At 59.3% G+C, this 18,709-nt stretch carries 16 protein-coding genes; 7 read left to right on the top strand and 9 right to left on the bottom strand.

Going from position 1 to position 18,709, the window contains the following annotated elements; translation table 11 throughout:
• Positions 1–95 precede the first annotated feature (95 nt).
• On the top strand, positions 96–1,277 hold the full coding sequence (locus G6N80_RS02970) for a phosphoenolpyruvate carboxykinase (ATP) (RefSeq protein WP_165131169.1): 1,182 nt from the start codon (positions 96–98) through the stop codon (positions 1,275–1,277).
• Between the two features lie 11 nt (positions 1,278–1,288).
• On the opposite strand, the gene G6N80_RS02965 is transcribed toward G6N80_RS02970, so the two are convergent.
• The gene (locus G6N80_RS02965; protein WP_165131167.1) at positions 1,289–2,365 is read right to left on the bottom strand and encodes a methyltransferase; all 1,077 of its coding nucleotides are present in this window, start codon (positions 2,363–2,365) and stop codon (positions 1,289–1,291) included.
• Between the two features lie 157 nt (positions 2,366–2,522).
• On the opposite strand from G6N80_RS02965, the gene aepX reads away from it, so the two are divergent.
• The gene (gene aepX / locus G6N80_RS02960; protein ID WP_165131165.1) at positions 2,523–3,386 is read left to right on the top strand and encodes a phosphoenolpyruvate mutase; all 864 of its coding nucleotides are present in this window, start codon (positions 2,523–2,525) and stop codon (positions 3,384–3,386) included.
• A gap of 15 nt (positions 3,387–3,401) precedes the next feature.
• On the opposite strand, the gene aepY is transcribed toward aepX, so the two are convergent.
• Complete coding sequence (gene aepY, locus G6N80_RS02955; protein WP_165131163.1) at positions 3,402–4,547, bottom strand: phosphonopyruvate decarboxylase; 1,146 nt, start codon at positions 4,545–4,547, stop codon at positions 3,402–3,404.
• Positions 4,548–4,891: 344 nt separating this feature from the next.
• On the opposite strand from aepY, the gene G6N80_RS02950 reads away from it, so the two are divergent.
• From G6N80_RS02950 to G6N80_RS02930, 5 genes are all read left to right on the top strand, one after another.
• Entirely contained in the window at positions 4,892–5,833 is a 942-nt protein-coding gene (locus G6N80_RS02950) for a DMT family transporter (protein WP_165131161.1), read from the top strand.
• Between the two features lie 199 nt (positions 5,834–6,032).
• Positions 6,033–6,944 carry a LysR family transcriptional regulator gene (locus tag G6N80_RS02945; RefSeq protein ID WP_062556602.1) on the top strand — a complete coding sequence of 304 codons (912 nt, stop codon included), beginning with the start codon at positions 6,033–6,035 and terminating at the stop codon, positions 6,942–6,944.
• A gap of 128 nt (positions 6,945–7,072) precedes the next feature.
• On the top strand, positions 7,073–7,525 hold the full coding sequence (locus tag G6N80_RS02940) for a (2Fe-2S)-binding protein (protein WP_062556603.1): 453 nt from the start codon (positions 7,073–7,075) through the stop codon (positions 7,523–7,525).
• Positions 7,526–7,539: 14 nt separating this feature from the next.
• The gene (locus G6N80_RS02935) at positions 7,540–9,696 is read left to right on the top strand and encodes a xanthine dehydrogenase family protein molybdopterin-binding subunit (RefSeq protein WP_165131159.1); all 2,157 of its coding nucleotides are present in this window, start codon (positions 7,540–7,542) and stop codon (positions 9,694–9,696) included.
• 2 nt (positions 9,697–9,698) lie between these two features.
• Positions 9,699–10,076 carry a c-type cytochrome gene (locus G6N80_RS02930; protein ID WP_165132305.1) on the top strand — a complete coding sequence of 126 codons (378 nt, stop codon included), beginning with the start codon at positions 9,699–9,701 and terminating at the stop codon, positions 10,074–10,076.
• A gap of 54 nt (positions 10,077–10,130) precedes the next feature.
• On the opposite strand, the gene G6N80_RS02925 is transcribed toward G6N80_RS02930, so the two are convergent.
• The 7 genes from G6N80_RS02925 to G6N80_RS02895 form a co-directional block, all read right to left on the bottom strand.
• Positions 10,131–12,182 (bottom strand): SUMF1/EgtB/PvdO family nonheme iron enzyme, encoded by a 2,052-nt coding sequence (locus G6N80_RS02925; RefSeq protein ID WP_165131157.1) that lies wholly within the window; start codon positions 12,180–12,182, stop codon positions 10,131–10,133.
• Between the two features lie 13 nt (positions 12,183–12,195).
• Positions 12,196–12,576, bottom strand: coding sequence for a VOC family protein (locus G6N80_RS02920; protein ID WP_165131148.1), 381 nt, complete (start codon positions 12,574–12,576; stop codon positions 12,196–12,198).
• Positions 12,577–12,588: 12 nt separating this feature from the next.
• Positions 12,589–13,974, bottom strand: a complete 1,386-nt coding sequence (locus G6N80_RS02915) for an ABC transporter substrate-binding protein (protein WP_165131146.1) — start codon at positions 13,972–13,974, stop codon at positions 12,589–12,591.
• Positions 13,975–13,984: 10 nt separating this feature from the next.
• Positions 13,985–14,824: an ABC transporter permease gene (locus G6N80_RS02910; RefSeq protein ID WP_165131143.1), complete on the bottom strand. Its 840-nt coding sequence runs from the start codon at positions 14,822–14,824 to the stop codon at positions 13,985–13,987.
• A gap of 4 nt (positions 14,825–14,828) precedes the next feature.
• A complete protein-coding gene (locus tag G6N80_RS02905; protein WP_165131141.1) occupies positions 14,829–15,839 on the bottom strand; it encodes an ABC transporter permease in 1,011 nt (336 codons plus the stop codon).
• A 109-nt stretch (positions 15,840–15,948) separates the two neighbouring features.
• Positions 15,949–17,511: an ABC transporter substrate-binding protein gene (locus tag G6N80_RS02900; protein ID WP_062556611.1), complete on the bottom strand. Its 1,563-nt coding sequence runs from the start codon at positions 17,509–17,511 to the stop codon at positions 15,949–15,951.
• A 151-nt stretch (positions 17,512–17,662) separates the two neighbouring features.
• Positions 17,663–18,535, bottom strand: a complete 873-nt coding sequence (locus G6N80_RS02895) for a sulfurtransferase (protein ID WP_165131139.1) — start codon at positions 18,533–18,535, stop codon at positions 17,663–17,665.
• Positions 18,536–18,709 lie beyond the last annotated feature (174 nt).

Here is an 18,709-nt window from a genome sequence, read left to right as displayed (position 1 = left end):
TGGCAAATACACTATAAAAATGCAACTTTCATTTGATACAGCCAAAAGATGTTGTTGTCTATTGCGGTTCCAGGGATATTGACGAGGATAAATCATTGAATACTCATTCATTTCACCGACAGGCTATTCTGCAGGCCGCCAACGGTTGCGCGCATCATGTCCGTGTCACGCTGCACGGCCATCCGCTGGATTTCTGTTCCGACGAAGCAGACACAGGCGAGATCCTGCAGTTTCTTTTCCATCTCCAGGGGAAAGTCGTTCAGTTGCCGAAAGAGCAACTCGATTCATCCTCAGCCCCAGCCCCGTGGCGGATCGCGGTCATACGCTCCGATGCGATCTGGACTGGCTGGGCCAATCGACGCCTGGTCGATCCAGAGGGGGAAATGGCCGGCCTGAAAACCTACTGGCGTCCGGATTTTCCCTCGGTTTTTGTTGCGCTGTCTGAGGAGTTGACCGTCGTCCGCCACGGGGAGCCATTTCGCGGCCTGACTATTCTTCTGAATGAAGAGCGCCTCCTCGTCTATGTGCGGCCGGAAGCTGAAGACGCATTCATTCCGCATGTCGAGACCCTCGCCGGATATGTCTGGCGGCGTGCCTTGTGGAGCGAAGGCTTCCTTGATCTCCATTCGGCCATGCTGCTCTATCGCGGACGCGGAGCGGTGATCATCGGCCCCAAGATGGCGGGCAAAACATCCTTGGCGATGCATTTTCTGGCCCGTGGCGCGGAGCTTCTGGGCAGTGATTTCGGTGAAATCACCATCACGCTGCAGGGTAAACTCCAGGCGAAGGCCGTACCTCACATCTGCAGGATCACGCCGGAAACCATCACGGACAATGTTTTTCTGCACAATGCCCTCGACACACGGCGCCGGGATGGCTTCGCCTATCGCGATGGTCCGGTTTTTTCCCATGGCAAATATGAATTCTTCGCTCCGGGACTCGACCATCTGTTTCGTCGTCGGGTCAATATCTGCTCCATGGACGTGGATCTTCTGATCTTTCCCAAATTCTCCACGGATACGATCCGTCAGCGCATCACGCCGATCGATGCTGCAACGGCACGCGCACGGCTTGTTCAAAGTATTGCGCATGACAGACCCTTGGCCGACTGGTTGCCATTTCCCGACGTCCTGAGCCGGCGGGGTCGGGAAGCTCCCTTGCTTGATGCGCTTGGCAAGGCACAGTTGCGCGCCGTTCAGGTCGAATTCGGCCAGGAGCCTTCGCTGGCATGGGAGGAAATTGCGGCACTGTTCACGCCCGATCCCCACGACAGATGATCATCTCGCGGTCAGCCGATATGCCACACACCCTGGCTGGTGGGCGTTCGCATATCAACCAGTTCGACACGTCCTGACCCATGGCGCGCCATGAGAAAGAGAAAGCTCAGATGCGTGGCCCTTCTCTGCCGCATATCTTCCCGGTAGGCGGCAAGAACACGGTCCGGATCCTGCCCGATTTCACGCGCAACGGCAGACGCCATCGCTTCCAGATAGCCATCCGCTCCGCCCATCTCCTTCATGGAAACCACAGTCGCAGTGATATCGAGATGATGGGTCTTCGCGGCGGTGGCTAGAAGATCGCGAAGATAGTGATTGTCCGCATCGGCAAGACAGCTTGCGATGAGATGCGCCCGCCCCGAAGGTGACAAGGCCGTTGGCAGCCCTTCAAGAATACGGCAGCACGCGCGCATGCCGTCATATCCACCATGCCCGATAGAAAGATCCGGCAGACCATCCGGCACAGGCAATAGCGGCGGGTTGGCGACCACGAGATCGAACTGTCGACCGTCCACGGGTTCGAACATGTCTCCCTGCAGGACGTCGATCTTTTCCTCAAGCCGGTTCAGCGTCACGTTGACCCGGGCAAGTTCAACCGCATCCCTGTTGCGCTCGACCGCCGTGATGCGGCGTGCAAATCCCGCACAATGCAGTGCCTGCAACCCGCTTCCCGAACAGAGATCGAGCACGGTCGCGTTTGCCTTTGGCTGAATGCGCAACATCAACGCAATCGAGTCGTCGCCAAGATAGTGGCTTAATCCCGCGCCGGGAGGAGTACAGAACAGCCATCGCCCGGCGACTGGAACGAGCCGCAGTCCAGCCGTGAGCTGAAGGTTTCTGCCATCGAAAATAGCAACGCCCGCGCGCGGTAGTTCCACTGAAATCCAGCCCAGCTCCTGCGGAAGCTCCCGCGCGTCGATCTCTGCACCGAATGCAAACAGATCCACCAGAACGCGCAGGCGATCCGGTACGCGATCGCGATAGGGCGGCCAATCGAGCGGACGGGGATGCAGCGGACTGAAGCTGGCCAGAAACTCCCCCAGACCGCTATCGGTAAGCGTTTCGATCAGATCGCCAAGCGCGGGCAAGGGCTGCTCCCGTTCGGTTGCTTCGAAATAATGATGCACTTTATGCGATAATTCATTTCTACTAGCAATCATAAATTGCTATTGTGCAGCTGTGTTCTCGCACCGGTCACGGACCGAGACCTGTCCTTCCAGCGCAGCCTCATGTCGGGAGAAAAAAATGGCGCATGGTCTTCGCAATCTCATGGATACAAACCGCCTTGTACGCGTGCTCGAAGCGCATACACCGCTCTGCGGCCTGATCGCCCAGGCGGCGGAGTTCAAATCCGCGACCGTAACCCGCAAGTTCGACGCCGTATGGTCAAGCAGCCTTTCCGACTCCGCGATCCGTGGCAAACCGGACATCGAGGTCGTTGACCACTCCTCACGTCTCCTTTCACTCCACGAGTTGATGGACGTCTGTTCCTTGCCGGTCATTTATGATTGCGATACCGGCGGGAACCACCTTCAACTGCGCTCCACCGTTCGCAGCCTGGAACGAGCCGGAGTCTCTGCCACGATCGTGGAAGACAAGGGAGGTCTGAAACAGAACTCGTTGAAGGGCAATATGCCGGGTCAGTTGCAATTGCCGATCGAGGATTTCTGCGCCAAGCTTCAGTCCGCAAAAACCGGGCAGCGCAATTCGGATTTCATGGTGATTGCGAGGATCGAAAGCCTGGTTCTCGGAAACGGGATGCAGGATGCCCTCACGCGCGCCCGTGCCTATCTGCGGGCCGGTGCGGACGGCGTGATGATCCACAGCCATCATCAGGACCCCATTGAGGTTCTCGAATTCAGCAAGGAGTTCAGGCGTTCGGGCGAAAAGGCCCCTCTCGTTGCCGTTCCCACCACCTACAACGCCGTGAACGAGGAAACTCTTTTCCAGGCAGGCGTCAACGTCATCATCTATGCAAACCATCTCCTGCGTTCCTCCCATAAGGCCATGAAGCAGGCTGCGAGTTCCATCCTGCAATACGGTCGGGCCGCCGAATGCGAGGAGCTCTGCACCCCGGTCGGAGACATTCTTCGCTGTTTCGACACGTAGAACTTGCCGTCGAGCTCAGCCCGACTGGATGTGAGCCTGAAAACGCAGCATGTTGTCCATCGGCGTGGCTGAAGGCCTCGGCAATTGTGGCGGACTTCCGGGCGCCACATGGGCATGGATGGCGACCGGCCCTTCACCGGCTTGCAATGCTTCTTCAAACGCCTCCGTAAAATCAGTGATGCCGAAGGTTTCGAACACGCGTGGAAAACCGGTAAAGGCAGCGATCTGGGAGAAAGAAACGTTTTTCGCAACCGTCTCCTGCCCGCCGGTGGAATCGTGCACACCATTATCGAGAACGATATGGATGAGGTTATCACCAGCATAGCTTCCGATCATGGCGAAAGCCCCCATTTGCATCAGCGCCGCACCGTCTCCATCGAGAACCACGATCTTGCGCTCTGTCGTGAGCGAGATGCCAAGGCCAACGGTGGAAGCAAGCCCCATCGAGCCCACCACGTAGAGATTGCGAGGGCTGTCATTGATCAGCAGAAGTTCGCGGCTCATCTTGCCGGTCGAGGACACGATTCCCGCCGTTTTGGGTGCATTTTTCTGAACCGTGTCGATGACGGACATACGGGTCGGAAAGGAAGACTCGGCGATCTCGATCGGGGCCTCTCGCCGGGCACTTCGGCAGTTCCGAATGCGGCCCTTGCTCTGCGGCTGGGGAGAAAACGTCTTTTCCTTGATGACAATAGCGAAGCTCTTTGCATTGCGAAAGCAATGATCTGCCTTGTCCAGCAGCATGTCGGCATTGCTGCCGTCGCGAGACAGGACCTCGAAAGGAATATCGAGCAATTTCAGCGTATCCAGCAGGATCCTGCCCATGGAATCATGCTGTGGTTCGTCGCCGGTACCGGGCTCGCCGCGCCAGCTGATCAGCAATAGCAAAGGTATGCGTTGAACGGCTATCAACGAGGTCAGCCCGTCGAATGCGTTTCCCAATCCCGAATTCTGCATGAAGACGACCGGTTTGCACCCGCCGATATAGGCACCGGCAGCAAGTCCTACGGCCAGACCTTCGTTGACAGCGCTGATGTAGCGCCAGTTATCCTCAAGCGTGAACTGATTGATGAGCGGACCCAATAGGGAGCATGGAACGCCGGTCGCAAAATCATATCCGCGCACTGAAAGTCTGTCCGTGATTTCTGAAGGGGGTATCATTTTCATCTCCGGGACGGAAAATCTAAGGTTGCAGGTGTTTGCTGCCGAGTGTCATCGAACGGAAGGAGCCGCTCATGCAAACCAATGAATATAATCAATAAAATTTATGATCTCAAAATTCAGCCTCTCGCAGTGCGAGCATCGCCATGCGACCAAGGATATTTTCTGCGCATTCAAAATGCAAGCCATGATAGTATCATTGAAGCAGTGTTGTGGGAGAAGGGAACAATTTTTGATAGGTATTACTAAATGGATGCAACACGGATCAGCTTGATCGGATATGTGATCAACACCCATAAATTCTCCGATGAGCATGCCCGCTTCTCAGGGCTTGAGACCTTTGCATGAAACTCCACATCCGGGCAGAGATTTACGCGCTGCTGGCGGCGCTTGCCAATGGCACAATCGGACCGCTGAACCGCTTCGCCTTTCAGGGCGGCGCCAGTCACCACGAGGTTGCGTTCCTCAAATGCTCTGGGGCCTTTCTGGTTCTCTTTCTGTGGTGCCTGTTCCACCCTGCCCAACGCCGCATCCTTTTCGGTCTTGCGCGCCGGGCTCGTGCCTTTGCGCTTCTGAGCGCACTCGGCGTCTTCAGTCTCTACTTTTTCGAAACCTGGGCGTTTGCCGAGGCGAGTATCCCGCTCGTTTCCTTCCTGACCTACGCGGCGGGTGGCGGTACTTTGATCCTTTCGGTACTGATCCTTGGCGAACGCCTGACGCTCGCCAAGACGCTCGCATTCTTTGCCATCCTGGGCGGTGTGGGTGCCATTTTCATCTTCGAAGGACGCATCGCGGGCACTACATTGGGCATTCTTCTCGCTCTCGCCGGAGGACTTGGATACGCACTGTTTATCTTCTTTGCCAAGAAGCTCGAAATGGGCAGTGGCCTGCCGCATCTGGTCTGGCTGTTCGGATTCGGCAGCCTCTATCTTGCGGTGCCGTTTACGCAGCAGCCTCTGACGCCAGTGCCTGCCTCCGCAGTCTGGCCCATCGTGGCGCTCATCATCGTTCCAACCATTGGAGGATTTTGGTTCACGACGCGTGCGGTCCAGGAAGGCAACGCAGGAAGCGTCCAGATCATTGAAACGAGTGACCCACTCTTTGCATCCGGTTTCGCGCTGGTTCTTTTCAACGAGACTCTCGCAGCATCAGGTTGGGCTGGTGCCGCCCTGATCATGCTGGGCCTTCTTCTGGCACTTCGGCGCGATCCTCCTGTTCCAGCGCTTCAACCATCATCATCGGCTCGGCAAACATTGCCGCTGTGCCCGGCCCCGCCTAAGACCTGACTCCTGCCAAAGGAAGAATGTGGTCCCTGCAGATCGATTTCAGGGAAGAGAAGCTCGGAAGGCCTTTCAGCCTCTTCGAGACGTCAGTGCCGTCGCGGCAAACTGCACGAGGTCAAATTTCACTTGCGATCCGATACTGCTGCATCGCATGTATCGTATGGTCGGAATAATCGCAGCGCCGGGAAGTCGATGAGGAAGCATGGCCCGCCAGAACCCGTTTGATGGATTGGCTGAATTCCTCGCGGTCGCGAACAACAAGAGCGTTCGCAAAGCGGCCTTGGATCTCGAGGTCACGCCGGGAGCGATCAGTCAGGCACTGCAGAAGCTCGAGCGGCGACTTGGCACGCCGCTGTTTCACCGGACCACCCGACGCATATCGCTGACCGAGGCCGGGGAAGCGCTGCTTGCCGAGGTCGCCCCTGCCGCACAGGCTATCGAGGCAAGCCTGGATCAAGCCTCGGGCTCGTCCAGCGAACCTTCCGGGACTTTGAAGCTGCTTGTCGAACGCCTTGCCGTGCCGTTTGTCATCGAGCCGATCCTGCCCGAATTCTGTGCGGCATGGCCGAAGGTCAAGGTCGATATCACGGTCAGCAACCGGCATCATGATTTCGTGGCGGGCGGCTACGATGCTGGGATCATCATCGGGCCATATATCGCCCAGGATATGATCGCCGTGAGGCTGTCACCGCACTTCCACTGGGCTGTCTTCGGATCTCCCGACTATTTCCGCAAGCATGGCCGCCCCAGGGTCCCCGTGGACCTCGCCAGTCACAACTGCATCAGGTTTCGTCGGCCCGAGAAAGGCGATATCTACCGCTGGGAATTTTTGGAGAATGGACAAAACATCAGCATCGAGCCCAGCGGTCCCGTGACCGTCAACGATGGCGAGTTGATGCAAAGGCTCGCGGCACGCGGTCAGGGCCTGATCTACTCCTCGACCTATCATGCGTCACACCGGGTCGCTGCCGGGCAACTTGAACCCGTTTTGCTCGACTATTCGCCTGGCACGGATGGGTTGTTTCTCTACTTCACAAAGGCAGCCCAGACGCAACCGAAGCTGCGCGCCTTCATCGAGGCCTGTTCTGAGCTTAGACGCTCCTCAGCCGATTGATCCGCGGCTTCGGCAACCAGGTTCATTGTTTAGCTGGGCTATATAACAAGTGCAGGAAACGGCAGTTTATCCGCGCCAATAATCAAGCCATGTTCCGCCGGACGACAGGTCCTTAACGGAGCATACGCATGGCTTTTTCCATCACGATCAACGGGCAAACCCATACAGCCGATGTAGATGGTGACACGCCGCTGCTGTGGGTCATCCGCGACGTCATCGGCATGACGGGAACCAAGTTCGGCTGCGGCCAGGCGCTCTGTGGTGCCTGCACGATCCATATTGACGGTGTTCCGACCCGATCCTGCGTCACGCCCATTGACAGCATCGCCGAGAGCCGGATCACGACGATCGAAGCCCTGGAAACCCTGCCGCACGGGAAGGCGCTGCAGGACGCCTGGATAGAGCTGGAAGTCCCGCAATGTGGCTATTGCCAGTCGGGCCAGCTCATGTCCGCCGCTGCACTGCTGGCTGAAACGCCGCAACCAACCGATGCCGACATCGACAGCGCCATGTCCGGGAACGTCTGTCGCTGCGGAACCTATCAACGCATTCGTGCAGCCATCAAGCTCGCCAGCGCCTGAAAGGAGAAGAGATCATGTCGAACACCTTTTTCGCTCCCCGCCTGAACCGACGCAACTTCCTGAAGGCAAGTGCCGCACTTGGCGGCAGTCTTGTCGTCAACCTTGGAGTTGCGGCAAATTCCCTGCTCGCGGCGCAAGAATTTGCACCAAACGCCTTCATCCGCATCGACCGCAGAGGCCTTGTCACCTTCGTCATGCCGCAGGTGGAAATGGGGCAAGGCATCTATACCGCACAGGCGATGCTGATTGCCGAGGAGCTGGATGTGTCCCTCGACGATTTGAGGATAGAGGCTGCACCCGTGAACGAGGCGCTATACGGGCATCCCATGCTTCGGCGCCAGACGACTGGCGGATCGACCTCCATCCGCGCGTTCTGGACGCCGCTGCGAGTGGCGGGTGCGACGGCGCGACGGCTGCTGATGCAGGCCGCAGCCACGGAATGGAATGTCGACGTCGCCTCCTGTCGCACGCAGGATGGGTTCGTACTGCATCCGGATGGGCGGACCAGACGGGCCTATAGCGAACTTGTCGACAGGGCCGCCTCTCTCCCTCAGCCGCCAGCCGAAGCCATCACGCTGAAACAGCCTTCCGACTTCAAGCTTCTGGGGACCGCAAGGAAGCGTCTTGACACGCGCGGGAAAACCAACGGCACGCTGAAATATGGCATCGACGCCCTTCCGGCCGGAACCAGAATTGCTGCCATCGCGATATCTCCCGTGCTGGGCGGCAAACCGATCTCCGTCAACCAGACGGCGGCCTTGGCGATCAAGGGCGTGCGGCAGGTCGTCATCACGGACGATTCCGTGGCCGTGGTCGCAGACCATACGGGCGCTGCCAAGAAGGGGCTGGAGGCTGCGGCCATCACCTGGGATGACGGTCCGAACCGAGCCGTGTCCCAGGTCGATATCCTCCGGCTGCTTGATGAAAAATCGCAGCAGGCGGGCGCCGTGGCGCGCAGCGAGGGCGATGTGGCAGCAGCACTTTCCGCCGCTGCAGTGCGGATCGATGCCGTCTATCAACTGCCCTTCCTTGCGCATACGGCGATGGAGCCGATGAACTGCACCGTTCATGTGCGCAACGATGCCTGCGAATTGTGGGTTGGGACACAGAACATGTCGTCCGCCAAGCAGGCCACGGCGGCGCTGACAGGCCTGCCGCCGGAGAAAGTCATCATCCATAATCACATCGTGGGCGGCGGCTTTGGCCGGCGGCTGGAGGTCGATGGCATTGTCCATGCGGTGAAGATCGGAAAGCAGGTCAAGGGCCCGGTCAAGGTTATCTGGAGCCGCGAGGAAGACATTCAGCACGGCTACTATCGACCCTATTATTACGACCGTCTATCCGGCGGCATCGATGGCGCGGGAAACCCCGTCGCCTGGAGCCACCGCATTTCTGGATCCTCGATCTTTGCTCGCATTGCGCCGGCTGCCATGCGCAACGGTGTCGACCCTGATGGCGTCGAAGGGGCGTCCCATCTTCCCTACAAGCTTCCGGCCATCCACGTGGAGTTCAAGCAGGTTGAGCCGCAGGGCGTGCTCACAAGCTGGTGGCGCGGTGTCGGGCCGTCGCACAACATCTTCGTAGTCGAGAGTTTCATCGACGAACTGGCCGCAGCGGCGAAGATGGATCCGGTCGAGTATCGCAAAAGGCTCCTCTCGGAGAACCCGCGCGCATTGAAAGTCTTGCAACTCGTTGCCGAAAAGGCGGGCTGGGGCAACGTGCTTCCCGAGCGGCAGGGCCGTGGCGTGGCGGTCCAGTTCGCCTTTGGCACCTATCTGGCCATGGTTGCCGACGTATCGGTGGCGAAAGACGGAACTGTTCGCGTGACACGCATCGTCACGGCGGTCGACTGTGGGCTGACGGTCAATCCAGATACGATCGCGGCCCAGATGGAAGGGGGAGCGCTCTATGGGCTCACGGCGGCGCTCTATGGTGCGATCACATTTTCAGAAGGCCGCGTTGAGCAGGGCAATTTCGACACCTATCCGCCGCTCCGCATCGATGAGGCACCGCATGTGGAAACGCATATCGTGCCAAGCGCCGAAGCGCCCGGCGGCATCGGCGAGGCCGCAACATCCGCCGTCTTTCCCGCCGTGACCAACGCCATCTTTGCGGCGACGGCCAAGCGCATCCGAACCTTGCCCATCAATCCGGAGGACTTGAAGGCGTGACCATGGAAAAAGCACTACGTTTGATCTCGTCTTTGGCCATGCTTGCTATTGCTGACCAGGCCGCAGCCGCCGGAACCGGCGACCCGGCTAACGGCCAGCGGCTGTTCAGCCGCTGTTCCGGTTGTCATTCGATCCAAGGCGACAACAAGTCAGGGCCAGCTCTGAACGGTGTGTTCGACCGGAAAGCAGCGGTTGTCGAGGGCTATAGCTATTCATCTGCGCTGGCGAATTCCGGCATTACCTGGACCGAGGACAGGCTCGACACCTACCTCGCGGGGCCGACACGCCTGGTGCGTGGAACCCGCATGACCATCAGCGTGTCCAAGGAGCAAGACCGCGCGGACATCATCGCCTACCTCAAGTCGCTTGGTGGCTCTTAACATATGCTTTCACATACGTCGAACTGCCGACAGCGCACTCGGTCAGTCCCGGTGTCATATTACCGGTGCGACGACGATGCGGAAGCCGTTGCCGCGCCAGAAGCCATCCGGCTCCAGACTGCCACGATAGGTGCAGCAAGCCTTCATCTGGCCGCTGCTAAAGCAGCCGCCACGCAGCACACGGCGAACGGCAGGCCCGGCATTGCTGTCCTCGCGGCCATCATTTTTGTAAGGACAACGGAAGCTGGGTGTTGCCATGTCTTCTCCCCACAGCGTCGTGCACCATTCCCAGACCTGGCCCGCCATATCGTAGCAGCCATAGGGAGAGCGCCCCTTGGGAAAGAGCCCGACGGTGCAGGTGGTGTTGAAGCCCGCCTCTTCCGAATTGGAGGCATCGTCCTGCCATTCATGACCCCAGGGATAGATGATGGCCTGTCCCCGGTCAGGCTGATCGCCGCGTGCGGCCCGCTCCCATTCCGGTTCCGTCGGAAGACGCACGATTTCGGTCTCAGTGAGGCGCCCTTCGCGTCGCCAGACATCCGTCAACCAGGCACAAAAGGCATTGGCATCCCGCCATGTGAGATCCGTGGCGGGCGCACTTTGCCGCTCAGGCGAAAAGCCGTCCGGGCTTTGCCAGGGCCGGTTCGTGGCCCGGACGAATTGGCCATAGCGCCTGTTGGTCACCGGGTAGACGCCGATCCGGAAGGTGGCAACAGTCAATGCATGTGGAGGGGCGGAATTCGGGTGCGTATCGGAACCGAAGGTAAAGGAGCCAGCGGGCACGCTGGCCAGCGCTTCCAGATCGCGTGGGTCGCCCAGGGCTGAAAGCGCCCGTCCCGCCTGTTCACGCTCGCCGGGGGTCAAAGCCCCGGTCTCGACGATCTTCAGCAGTCTTTCGGCCAATGGCAGGTGGAATGCGCCGTCAGTTGAAAGCTCCGATGCCAGCAGAGCCCCTCGCAGCGAAGCATCGCCCTCGCCTTCCAGAAGATCGCCCACCAGTTCAGCAAGGATAGCCGTTCCGGAAAGCCGTCTGGCGAGGCTCCTCAGAACCGGAGCCCACAGCGGCGGATTGACTCGGAAAGCCGCAACGGCGGATTTCGGCGTCTGATCTGCCAGATGGCGAGCGGCCAGCAATTGCCGCACACGGGTGACAGGCATAAGGTCGGGCTCATCCAGTGTTCCGCAAAGGGCATCGGATGCGAGCCCGGACAGCAGCGTCGCAGTCTGCTTGTCCTTCGCCACATGCGCCAGCCACGCATCGGCAATCTCTTCGGCCGTCGTGCCATGGACGGAAGCGCTGAGCGCCATGGCGAACTGCGCCGGATTGGCCGCCGCCGAACCAAGAGCGATACCACTCGCCTCAACATCGAGCGCTGCAATGGTTCGCGCGGCGTCAATGCGCTGGGCCTTGAGAAGCGGCAGCAGCATGAAGCGCACGAACGGCGCTGGCGGCACCAGCCCAGCGCTTGCCTCCTTTTCAGCCAGAGCCAGGATTCGCAGGCGTGGATAAGCCGCCTGCATGTCAAGCGCCTCTTCGAGCAGCTTGGCCGAATTGGAACCTGCATTCTCCAGCGCATCCAGGATGATCAGCAATGTGGCAGAGGATGAAGACCAGGTATCGGACGCGAGAAGCGTCTCCAATCCGGGAGCGGCAGCATCCACCAGCGCCTTCAGGCCGGTATCCTTTTGCGCCTGAAGATAGAGCGGCAGCACGTCGCCAGCATCCCAGACTTCTGCCTGACGCACGCCCAGTTCGTTGCGCGCCAGCACGCGCGGCGTCTTGTCAGCGCGTGCGAGCGTGAGGCTCAGATGCCGGGCGAATGTCGTCTTGCCGCTGCCGGTTTCACCTATCAGAACGAGTGCGGCATGATCCCGGACCATTTCGAGAGCGGAGAAATAGACCGGAGGCTCCGGTTCAGCCTGCTCGCGTAATTTGCGCAGTCCCTTGGCAGCCTTGTCCTCGACCGTGAATTTGACGAGAAGCGGGATATAGCCTTCTGCAAGGCTCGCAACGTCTCCATCGGGACGCGCCATCAACGGGCGCGCGCCAAAGGCAAGGGCCTGCTCGAAAAGGGTCTTGCGCAAACGGTCCAGCGACATGCTCATTCCATTCGCCTCGTCAGAACAGCTTGGCGATATCGGGATTGTGAAACCGCTGGATCTCTATCGCGTAACCGGCTGGATCTTCAAAGAAGAAATGCTCGCAGAACCGTCCGCGCAGCAATTCGGAAAGACCGGGAACACCGGCAGCCTTCAGCTTTGCGTGCCAGCCCTCCACATCCTGCGCCACGATTGTCAGCAGGACGGCGCTTTTCTCCTGATGCTTCAGGTGACCGCGATTGCCGTCGACGATACCGAAATAGCATTTTCCGGCAATACGATAGATGCGGGCAAGACCCTGATCGAGGACCAGCTCAAGCCCCAGCACATTCTCATAGAACGGCGCGACGGCATGGATATCCTCATAGTAGAAGAAGGTGATCGAGTAGTCCTTTTCCATGATGGAAGCTCCTTAGCGGATAGTGAGGGTGCCCTTGTGATCGATGCCGAGGCCCGCAACACCGGGACTGGCGGCGAAGACATCGATCGGATGGACAATGTAGAGCCAGGGCGGATTGCGATGTAGCCGGGTCAGGCAACGCGCATAGGCCTCTTCGCGCGCCACATCGTCCACCGCCTGATTGGCGGCAGCGATAAGCTGCTCTGTCTCGGCATCGTCATAGCCCTGCCACCACACGGCCTGCGGCACGCTGGAAATCTTGTCATTCAGGATGCGGTACGTGCTGTGCGGCGAGGAATCGAAGATAGCCATATCGCCCATCTCCTTGCGACCGATCTGGCGGGCATATTCGGGCCGATCCAGCTCCGTCTCCACCTCGACCTTCAAGCCGACAGCCTCCAGCGAGGCCGCGACAAAGCCGCTGATTTCAGGCGCTCGCTCCGGCATGAAGGTGGGCGTGCGTAAATGAACGATGCCATCGGTATCTACCGTATCCAGCAGTCGGCGCGCCTTTTCCGTATCATAGGCGATTGGTGACAGACCTGCCTTCGCAGCCCCCAGATGAAACGGGCTGACGATGGTTGCGGAAGGCACGGCGAGCCCATGGAAGATGTCTGTGGCAATGGCTGCCGTATCAACCGCATGATTGACGGCAAGGCGTGCGTTCTCGTGGCGGAAAATGCCGTCCCGGCAGTTGAGATAATACATGACGGACAGTGTGTTGACGGCTTGCCCCCACTGGAACCGGGGATCCATCTCCAGTCGATGTTCCACCCGTTCCAGATTGAGCGCCGCATCGACAGTCCCGGCCTTCAGCAGGTCAAGCCGCGCTTCGGCGCTCTTGCAGGCCGTGACCAGGATTTGATCCGGGCCTTGAGCCAGGGGCATGCGTTCCAGAACTGCTGTCTTGCCGGGCTCGAACTCCGCCACGCGGTAGCGTCCCGTCCCGAGGATCGGACGTCCTGCCCTATCGCGTCGGCAGATGTAGAATTCGGAGAAGATGTCGAGGATATCGGCAATTGGATAGGGATTGCGGACCTCGACAACACGCGGCGACGCGGCACTGATCGTGGCGTCCTTCAGATAGCGGGCGTAGGACCATTTCATCCCGAAGGTATCGACCGCCTGCAGGATTCCGTCGATAAACTCCAGAATATCGGCAGCGACGCAGGGTTTGCCATCATGAAAGGTCGCGTCCTCCCGGATCACGAACTGCCAGTGGCAGCCGTCCGGCGAATGCGTCCAGCTTTCAAACAGAGCGGGCCTGACAAAGCCATTGTCCCAGCGAAGAAGCGGCTCGAACACCAGATTCTTCAGGGTCAGGACGCTCGTATCGTCCGTCACGCGATCCGGCGGCAGAAAATCGATCTTCTCGAGCGTGATGCGCAGTTTTGTCATGGGTAATGGTCTATTCCAGTTCACTGCGGCGGCGCGGGTTGAACCAGTCCGCAAGCGAATCGCCGATCAGGTTGAAGGATAGAACGGCGAGCAGGATAGCCATCCCGGGCGCCAGCGCCACCCAGGCGGCACCGCGGACATATTGAAGATTGGCAGAAACATCGGCGCCCCACTCTGCCATGGGCGGCTGTGCGCCAAGCCCGAGAAAACCAAGGCTTGCCGTCTGAAGAATGGCGCTGCCGAGAGCGAGCGTGGACTGCACCAGAAGCGGCCCAAGCCCGTTGACGAATATGTAGCGCAACAGAATACGATGACTGGGCAGCCCCAGCGATATGGCGGCTTCAACATAGGGCTTGACCGAAATGCTCAGCGCCTGACTGCGCGCCACGCGGGCAAACTGCGGAGCAAGCGTGATCGCGACTGCCAGCATGGCGTTCTGCAGGCTGGGCCCAAACGCCGCCGAAAGCGCAATGGCCAGAACCAGCGCGGGAAAGGCAAGAATGGCGTCGACAATGCGCATGATGACATTGTCCAGCCAGCCCCCGGCAAAACCTGCAAGCATTCCGAAAAATACCCCGACGGCAAAGGCGATTGCCACGACGCCGACGCCGATCGCCAGCGTTGCACGGCCACCATACATGATGCGCGTCAGAACATCGCGTCCAAAGGCATCCGTCCCAAGCCAATGATCGAGACTCGGTGCGGCGAGCTTGTGGAGGATATCGAGCTTTGTGGGCGAATAGCCCGTGAGGGACGGACCCACCGTAATGAGGCCGATCAGAGCCACGAGGATGACAAGCCCGACAACGGCAAGCGTATTGCGACGCAGGAAAAGCACGACGTCCTTCATCGTCTCACCCCATCTTCCGGCGAATGCGAGGATCGAGAATGCCGTAAAGCACATCGACGATGATGGAGGTCAGCACGAACAGCAGCGCGAAGACCAGCGTCGTACCCTGAATGACCGGATAGTCGCGGTTCTTGATCGCCTCGAACATGTAACGTCCAATCCCGGGCCAGGCGAAGATCGTCTCCGTCAGGATCGCCCCGCCCAGCATTTCCGCGAATTTGAGACCAATGATGGTGACCGCTGGCAGAAGCGAATTCCGCAGACCATGGTTCAGCACGACCTGCCGATTGCGCAGCCCCTTGGCCTTGGCCGTGCGAATGAAGTCCTCGCCCATCACATCCATCATCGTATTGCGCACGAAGCGACCGAGCGTTGCCGCGAGAAAGGCAGCGAGGACCGCAGTCGGGAGAATGAGATGCTGGATGGCGCTCAGCGCCCCCTGCACATTGCCTGTCAACAGGCCATCGAGAATGACGAAGCCTGTCACGTGTTCGATCGGCAGATAGGGGCTGACACGTCCGGATACCGGCAACCAACCGAGACTGGTGGCAAAGATCAACTGCAAGATCAGCGCCAGAAGGAAAGCGGGCATCGACACGCCGATGAGAGAAACAAGGCGGGTCACATGGTCGAACATCGAATTCGGGCGCACGGCGGACAGGACGCCGATCGGGATTCCGACGATGACAGCCACGATGACAGCCAGAACCGAGAGCTCGATCGTTGCTGGCAGGCGCTGCAGGATCTCCGCAGCGACGGGCTGGCCGGTCTTCAGCGAATAGCCAAAATCACCAACGAAGAGGCCGACGACATAGTGGTAGAATTGTAGAAGAACCGGCTGATCGAGGTTCAGCTGGGCGCGCAGAGCCTCGATCTGATCCTGCGTCGCACCGGGCCCCAGCAACGTGGTTGCGGGATCGCCGGGAATGATCCGCACCAGCGAAAAGACGATGACGAGGACGATGCACATGACCGGTATCAGGGCGATCAGGCGGCGGATGATGAAACTCGCCATATGTGGCTCTCACTCTTTTCCTGCCGGCCGCCATAATGACTGGGGAGCATTAAGCTGCCGCATAGGGTTTGCGTCGGCAACCTGATGGCCGCCGACGCCCGATAGCATCCTACTTCTTGGAGACCGACCAGTATTCGTTGAGCGGCGGAGCGCTGTTGACCACCAGTCCCTCGACATTGGCGCGGGCAAAGACGATCAGCTTCGGACTGAACAGGTAGGCACCGGGAACGCGCTTGGCGATTTCTTCCTGGATGGTGAAATAGAGCTGCTTGCGCGCCTCCATGTCCGGCGTCTGCTGCGCTTTCAAAATAAGGTCGTCGAGCGCCTTGTCCTGCGGCATGCGGAACGTCATGGCCGTGTTGGCAAGCGAAGAGAGGTAACCGATGGTGATATGCGCATCGGGATCGTTGTACCAGGGCTGGCGGCCATCCAGCGCCACGTCGAACTGGCCAGAGGTCTGGAGCGTCCGAAGCGCCGGGAACTCGGTCTGCTCGATCGTCGCATTGATACCGATATCAGCCAGATTGGCCTGAACGAAGGTGGCTACCGCACCCCAGAGCGGGCCTTGGAAGCTGTAGAGTTTCAGGTTCAGCGAAGAAGCCTTGATGCCTGCCTCTGCAAGCAGCTTCTTGGCAAGCTCGGGATCGTATTTCGGTGCCAGTTCCTTCATCTTGGGATTGAAGGCCCAGCTGTTTGATGTCAGCGGTCCGTAGACCCGCTCTGCCGTTCCGCCGAAGACACCCTGAAGCAGACCGTCATAATCAATGGCATGGGCGATGGCCTGGCGGGCTTTCAGGTTCGAGAAGGGACCGTCGGTCTTGCTGTTGTTGAATTCCAGCTGGCGGATGATCTGGCTGGATGCCTCCAGCACCTTCAGATCCTTGTTGGCCTTCAGCGCCTCGATGTCCTGAGCTGCAATGGCCGATAGCTGGCCCTGTTGCTGCACGATATCGACGCCGCCGCCTTCCAGTTCGAGACGGCGCGTGGAGGCATCGGGAATGACGCGATAGATGATCTGCGACAGCTTTGGCGCGCCGCGGAAATAGTTCGGGTTCGCCTCAAGCACGACATTGGTATCGGCCTGTGCGCTCTTGAAGGCAAAGGGGCCGGTTCCGACCGGATTGGAGGCAAACTTGTCGCCGTATTTTGCAACAGCTGCGGGGCTGACGATGCCCGCTTGCGGTTGCGCCAGAATGGAAAGGAAAGCCGGATAGGCGGCAGACAGCGTGATCTTGAGTTCCGTCGGCGAGACAACCGTGATCTCCTTGATGAGATCGAACGTGGCCTTCACGTAGGGATTGGTGGCCTTTGTGCGCTCCAGCGAAAACTTGACGGCCGCCGCATCGAAGGCGGTTCCATCCTGGAATTTCACACCCTCGCGCAGCTTGAAGTCGAAGACCTTGCCGTCATCGGAAACGGTCCAGCTTTTGGCAAGGCGCCCCTCGAGAACCTTGAAGTCCGGTGCCGTCCAGGCAACCAGCGTGTCGAAGACATTGAGAATGATCTCACTGCCGATCGGCTCTGCCTTGTTCGTGCCCGGCTCAAGCGCAACCGGATCCGAAGGCACCGCCACGACAAGCGTTTTCAGTTTGGCATCGGCTTGCGCGAAAGCCGCCGAACCGAGCAGTGGCAAAACTGCCGCCGCCACTACAATCCCATTCCAGATCTTCATTGGCTCACCCCTTCGTTTCGCCGATGGACAGACGCTCTGACGGCGGAGAGGCCGTCGAACTCCTGTAGTATATTACGAAATATATCATAGCTGATAGCCGTGTAAAGCCCGAATGGCGCGCATTTGACCAAACTCGACATATGCCTAGAATTTATGCTGGCCTGCTATCCGGATAGGCACCCACCACCACGGGACGTGTCGGATCGCTCACCCAGGCGGACCAGGAACCCGGATACATCGCAGCGGAAATTCCGATAGAGGCAAGCGCCAGCACCGTATGCGCCGCAGACATTCCCGCCCCGCAGTAAACCCCGACAGGCCTCTGCCCATCGACCCCTAGCGCCGCAAACATCTGCACGAGGGTGGCAGCATCCGTGAAGTTCCCATAGTCGGTGACATTGTCAGGGGCTGGCGCACTGATGGCGCCGGGAATGTGCCCGCGCGGCGGCTGACCTTCGGCCACTGGCCCGCCAATGTAATTTGGTCGTATGCGCGCATCGAGGAGTACGCCCTCCCGCGCCAGTTTCACGGCATCGTCCGGCCCGAATTGCGGCATATGGCCAGCGCTTAGGACGATGGCGCTAGGGACAGGCTCGACGGCCTCCGCCGTTGTCGGCAAGCCGGCAGAAATCCAGGCAGGAAAGCCACCATCCAGCACCCGCACATCGGGTAGCCCGGCCCATTTGAGCACCCACCAGGCGCGTGCAGCCGTCATGCTGCGGTCCGCGTCATAGATCACCACCGGACGCTCGGCCAGCAGCCCCCAGGCTCTGGCGCGCGCCTGCAGCGCTTCGATCTTGGGCAGGGGGCGCTGCCCCTCCTGCGCAGACGCAGGCGACTGGAAATCTTCATAGGCTTCGGTATCGATTGCGCCGGGAATTCTCTGGCCCGTAAACGATGGCCGTCCGGTATAGGGATTGATCGACTGTACCGCGAGAACGGTCACCTCCTCGTCACGACGCTGCCGTTCGTAGAGTTGGTGCGGTGTAAGCAGAACGCTGCTGCGGATCTCATCCGTTGTCATTTGCACACTTGCCCCTCAACCCTGTCGTCGTCCATCTCGTTCTGCCGCACTGCATCATAATCCTATATGCGAGCATGCTGAAAGGCTTGGCATATAAAAATATATTACGTAGTATATTAGAAGTTTTTTGCTTGACCGGAGCTGTGCCAAAACCTCGGGCTCGTGCGCTCGGTG

The organism is Rhizobium rhizoryzae (genome assembly GCF_011046895.1).
Classification (GTDB): Bacteria; Pseudomonadota; Alphaproteobacteria; order Rhizobiales; family Rhizobiaceae; genus Neorhizobium; species Neorhizobium rhizoryzae.
The sequence above is the reverse complement of the archived record's forward strand: the minus strand, read 5'-3'. Positions and strand labels throughout refer to the sequence as shown.

Coding starts and splice junctions, on each gene's coding strand:
- aepX (WP_165131165.1), top strand. CDS start 2,523: ATGGCGCATGGTCTTCGCAATCTCATGGATACAAACCGCCTTGTACGC.
- aepY (WP_165131163.1), bottom strand. CDS start 4,547: ATGATACCCCCTTCAGAAATCACGGACAGACTTTCAGTGCGCGGATAT.
- G6N80_RS02950 (WP_165131161.1), top strand. CDS start 4,892: ATGAAACTCCACATCCGGGCAGAGATTTACGCGCTGCTGGCGGCGCTT.
- G6N80_RS02945 (WP_062556602.1), top strand. CDS start 6,033: ATGGCCCGCCAGAACCCGTTTGATGGATTGGCTGAATTCCTCGCGGTC.
- G6N80_RS02940 (WP_062556603.1), top strand. CDS start 7,073: ATGGCTTTTTCCATCACGATCAACGGGCAAACCCATACAGCCGATGTA.
- G6N80_RS02935 (WP_165131159.1), top strand. CDS start 7,540: ATGTCGAACACCTTTTTCGCTCCCCGCCTGAACCGACGCAACTTCCTG.
- G6N80_RS02930 (WP_165132305.1), top strand. CDS start 9,699: ATGGAAAAAGCACTACGTTTGATCTCGTCTTTGGCCATGCTTGCTATT.
- G6N80_RS02925 (WP_165131157.1), bottom strand. CDS start 12,182: ATGAGCATGTCGCTGGACCGTTTGCGCAAGACCCTTTTCGAGCAGGCC.
- G6N80_RS02920 (WP_165131148.1), bottom strand. CDS start 12,576: ATGGAAAAGGACTACTCGATCACCTTCTTCTACTATGAGGATATCCAT.
- G6N80_RS02915 (WP_165131146.1), bottom strand. CDS start 13,974: ATGACAAAACTGCGCATCACGCTCGAGAAGATCGATTTTCTGCCGCCG.
- G6N80_RS02910 (WP_165131143.1), bottom strand. CDS start 14,824: ATGAAGGACGTCGTGCTTTTCCTGCGTCGCAATACGCTTGCCGTTGTC.
- G6N80_RS02905 (WP_165131141.1), bottom strand. CDS start 15,839: ATGGCGAGTTTCATCATCCGCCGCCTGATCGCCCTGATACCGGTCATG.
- G6N80_RS02900 (WP_062556611.1), bottom strand. CDS start 17,511: ATGAAGATCTGGAATGGGATTGTAGTGGCGGCGGCAGTTTTGCCACTG.
- G6N80_RS02895 (WP_165131139.1), bottom strand. CDS start 18,535: ATGACAACGGATGAGATCCGCAGCAGCGTTCTGCTTACACCGCACCAA.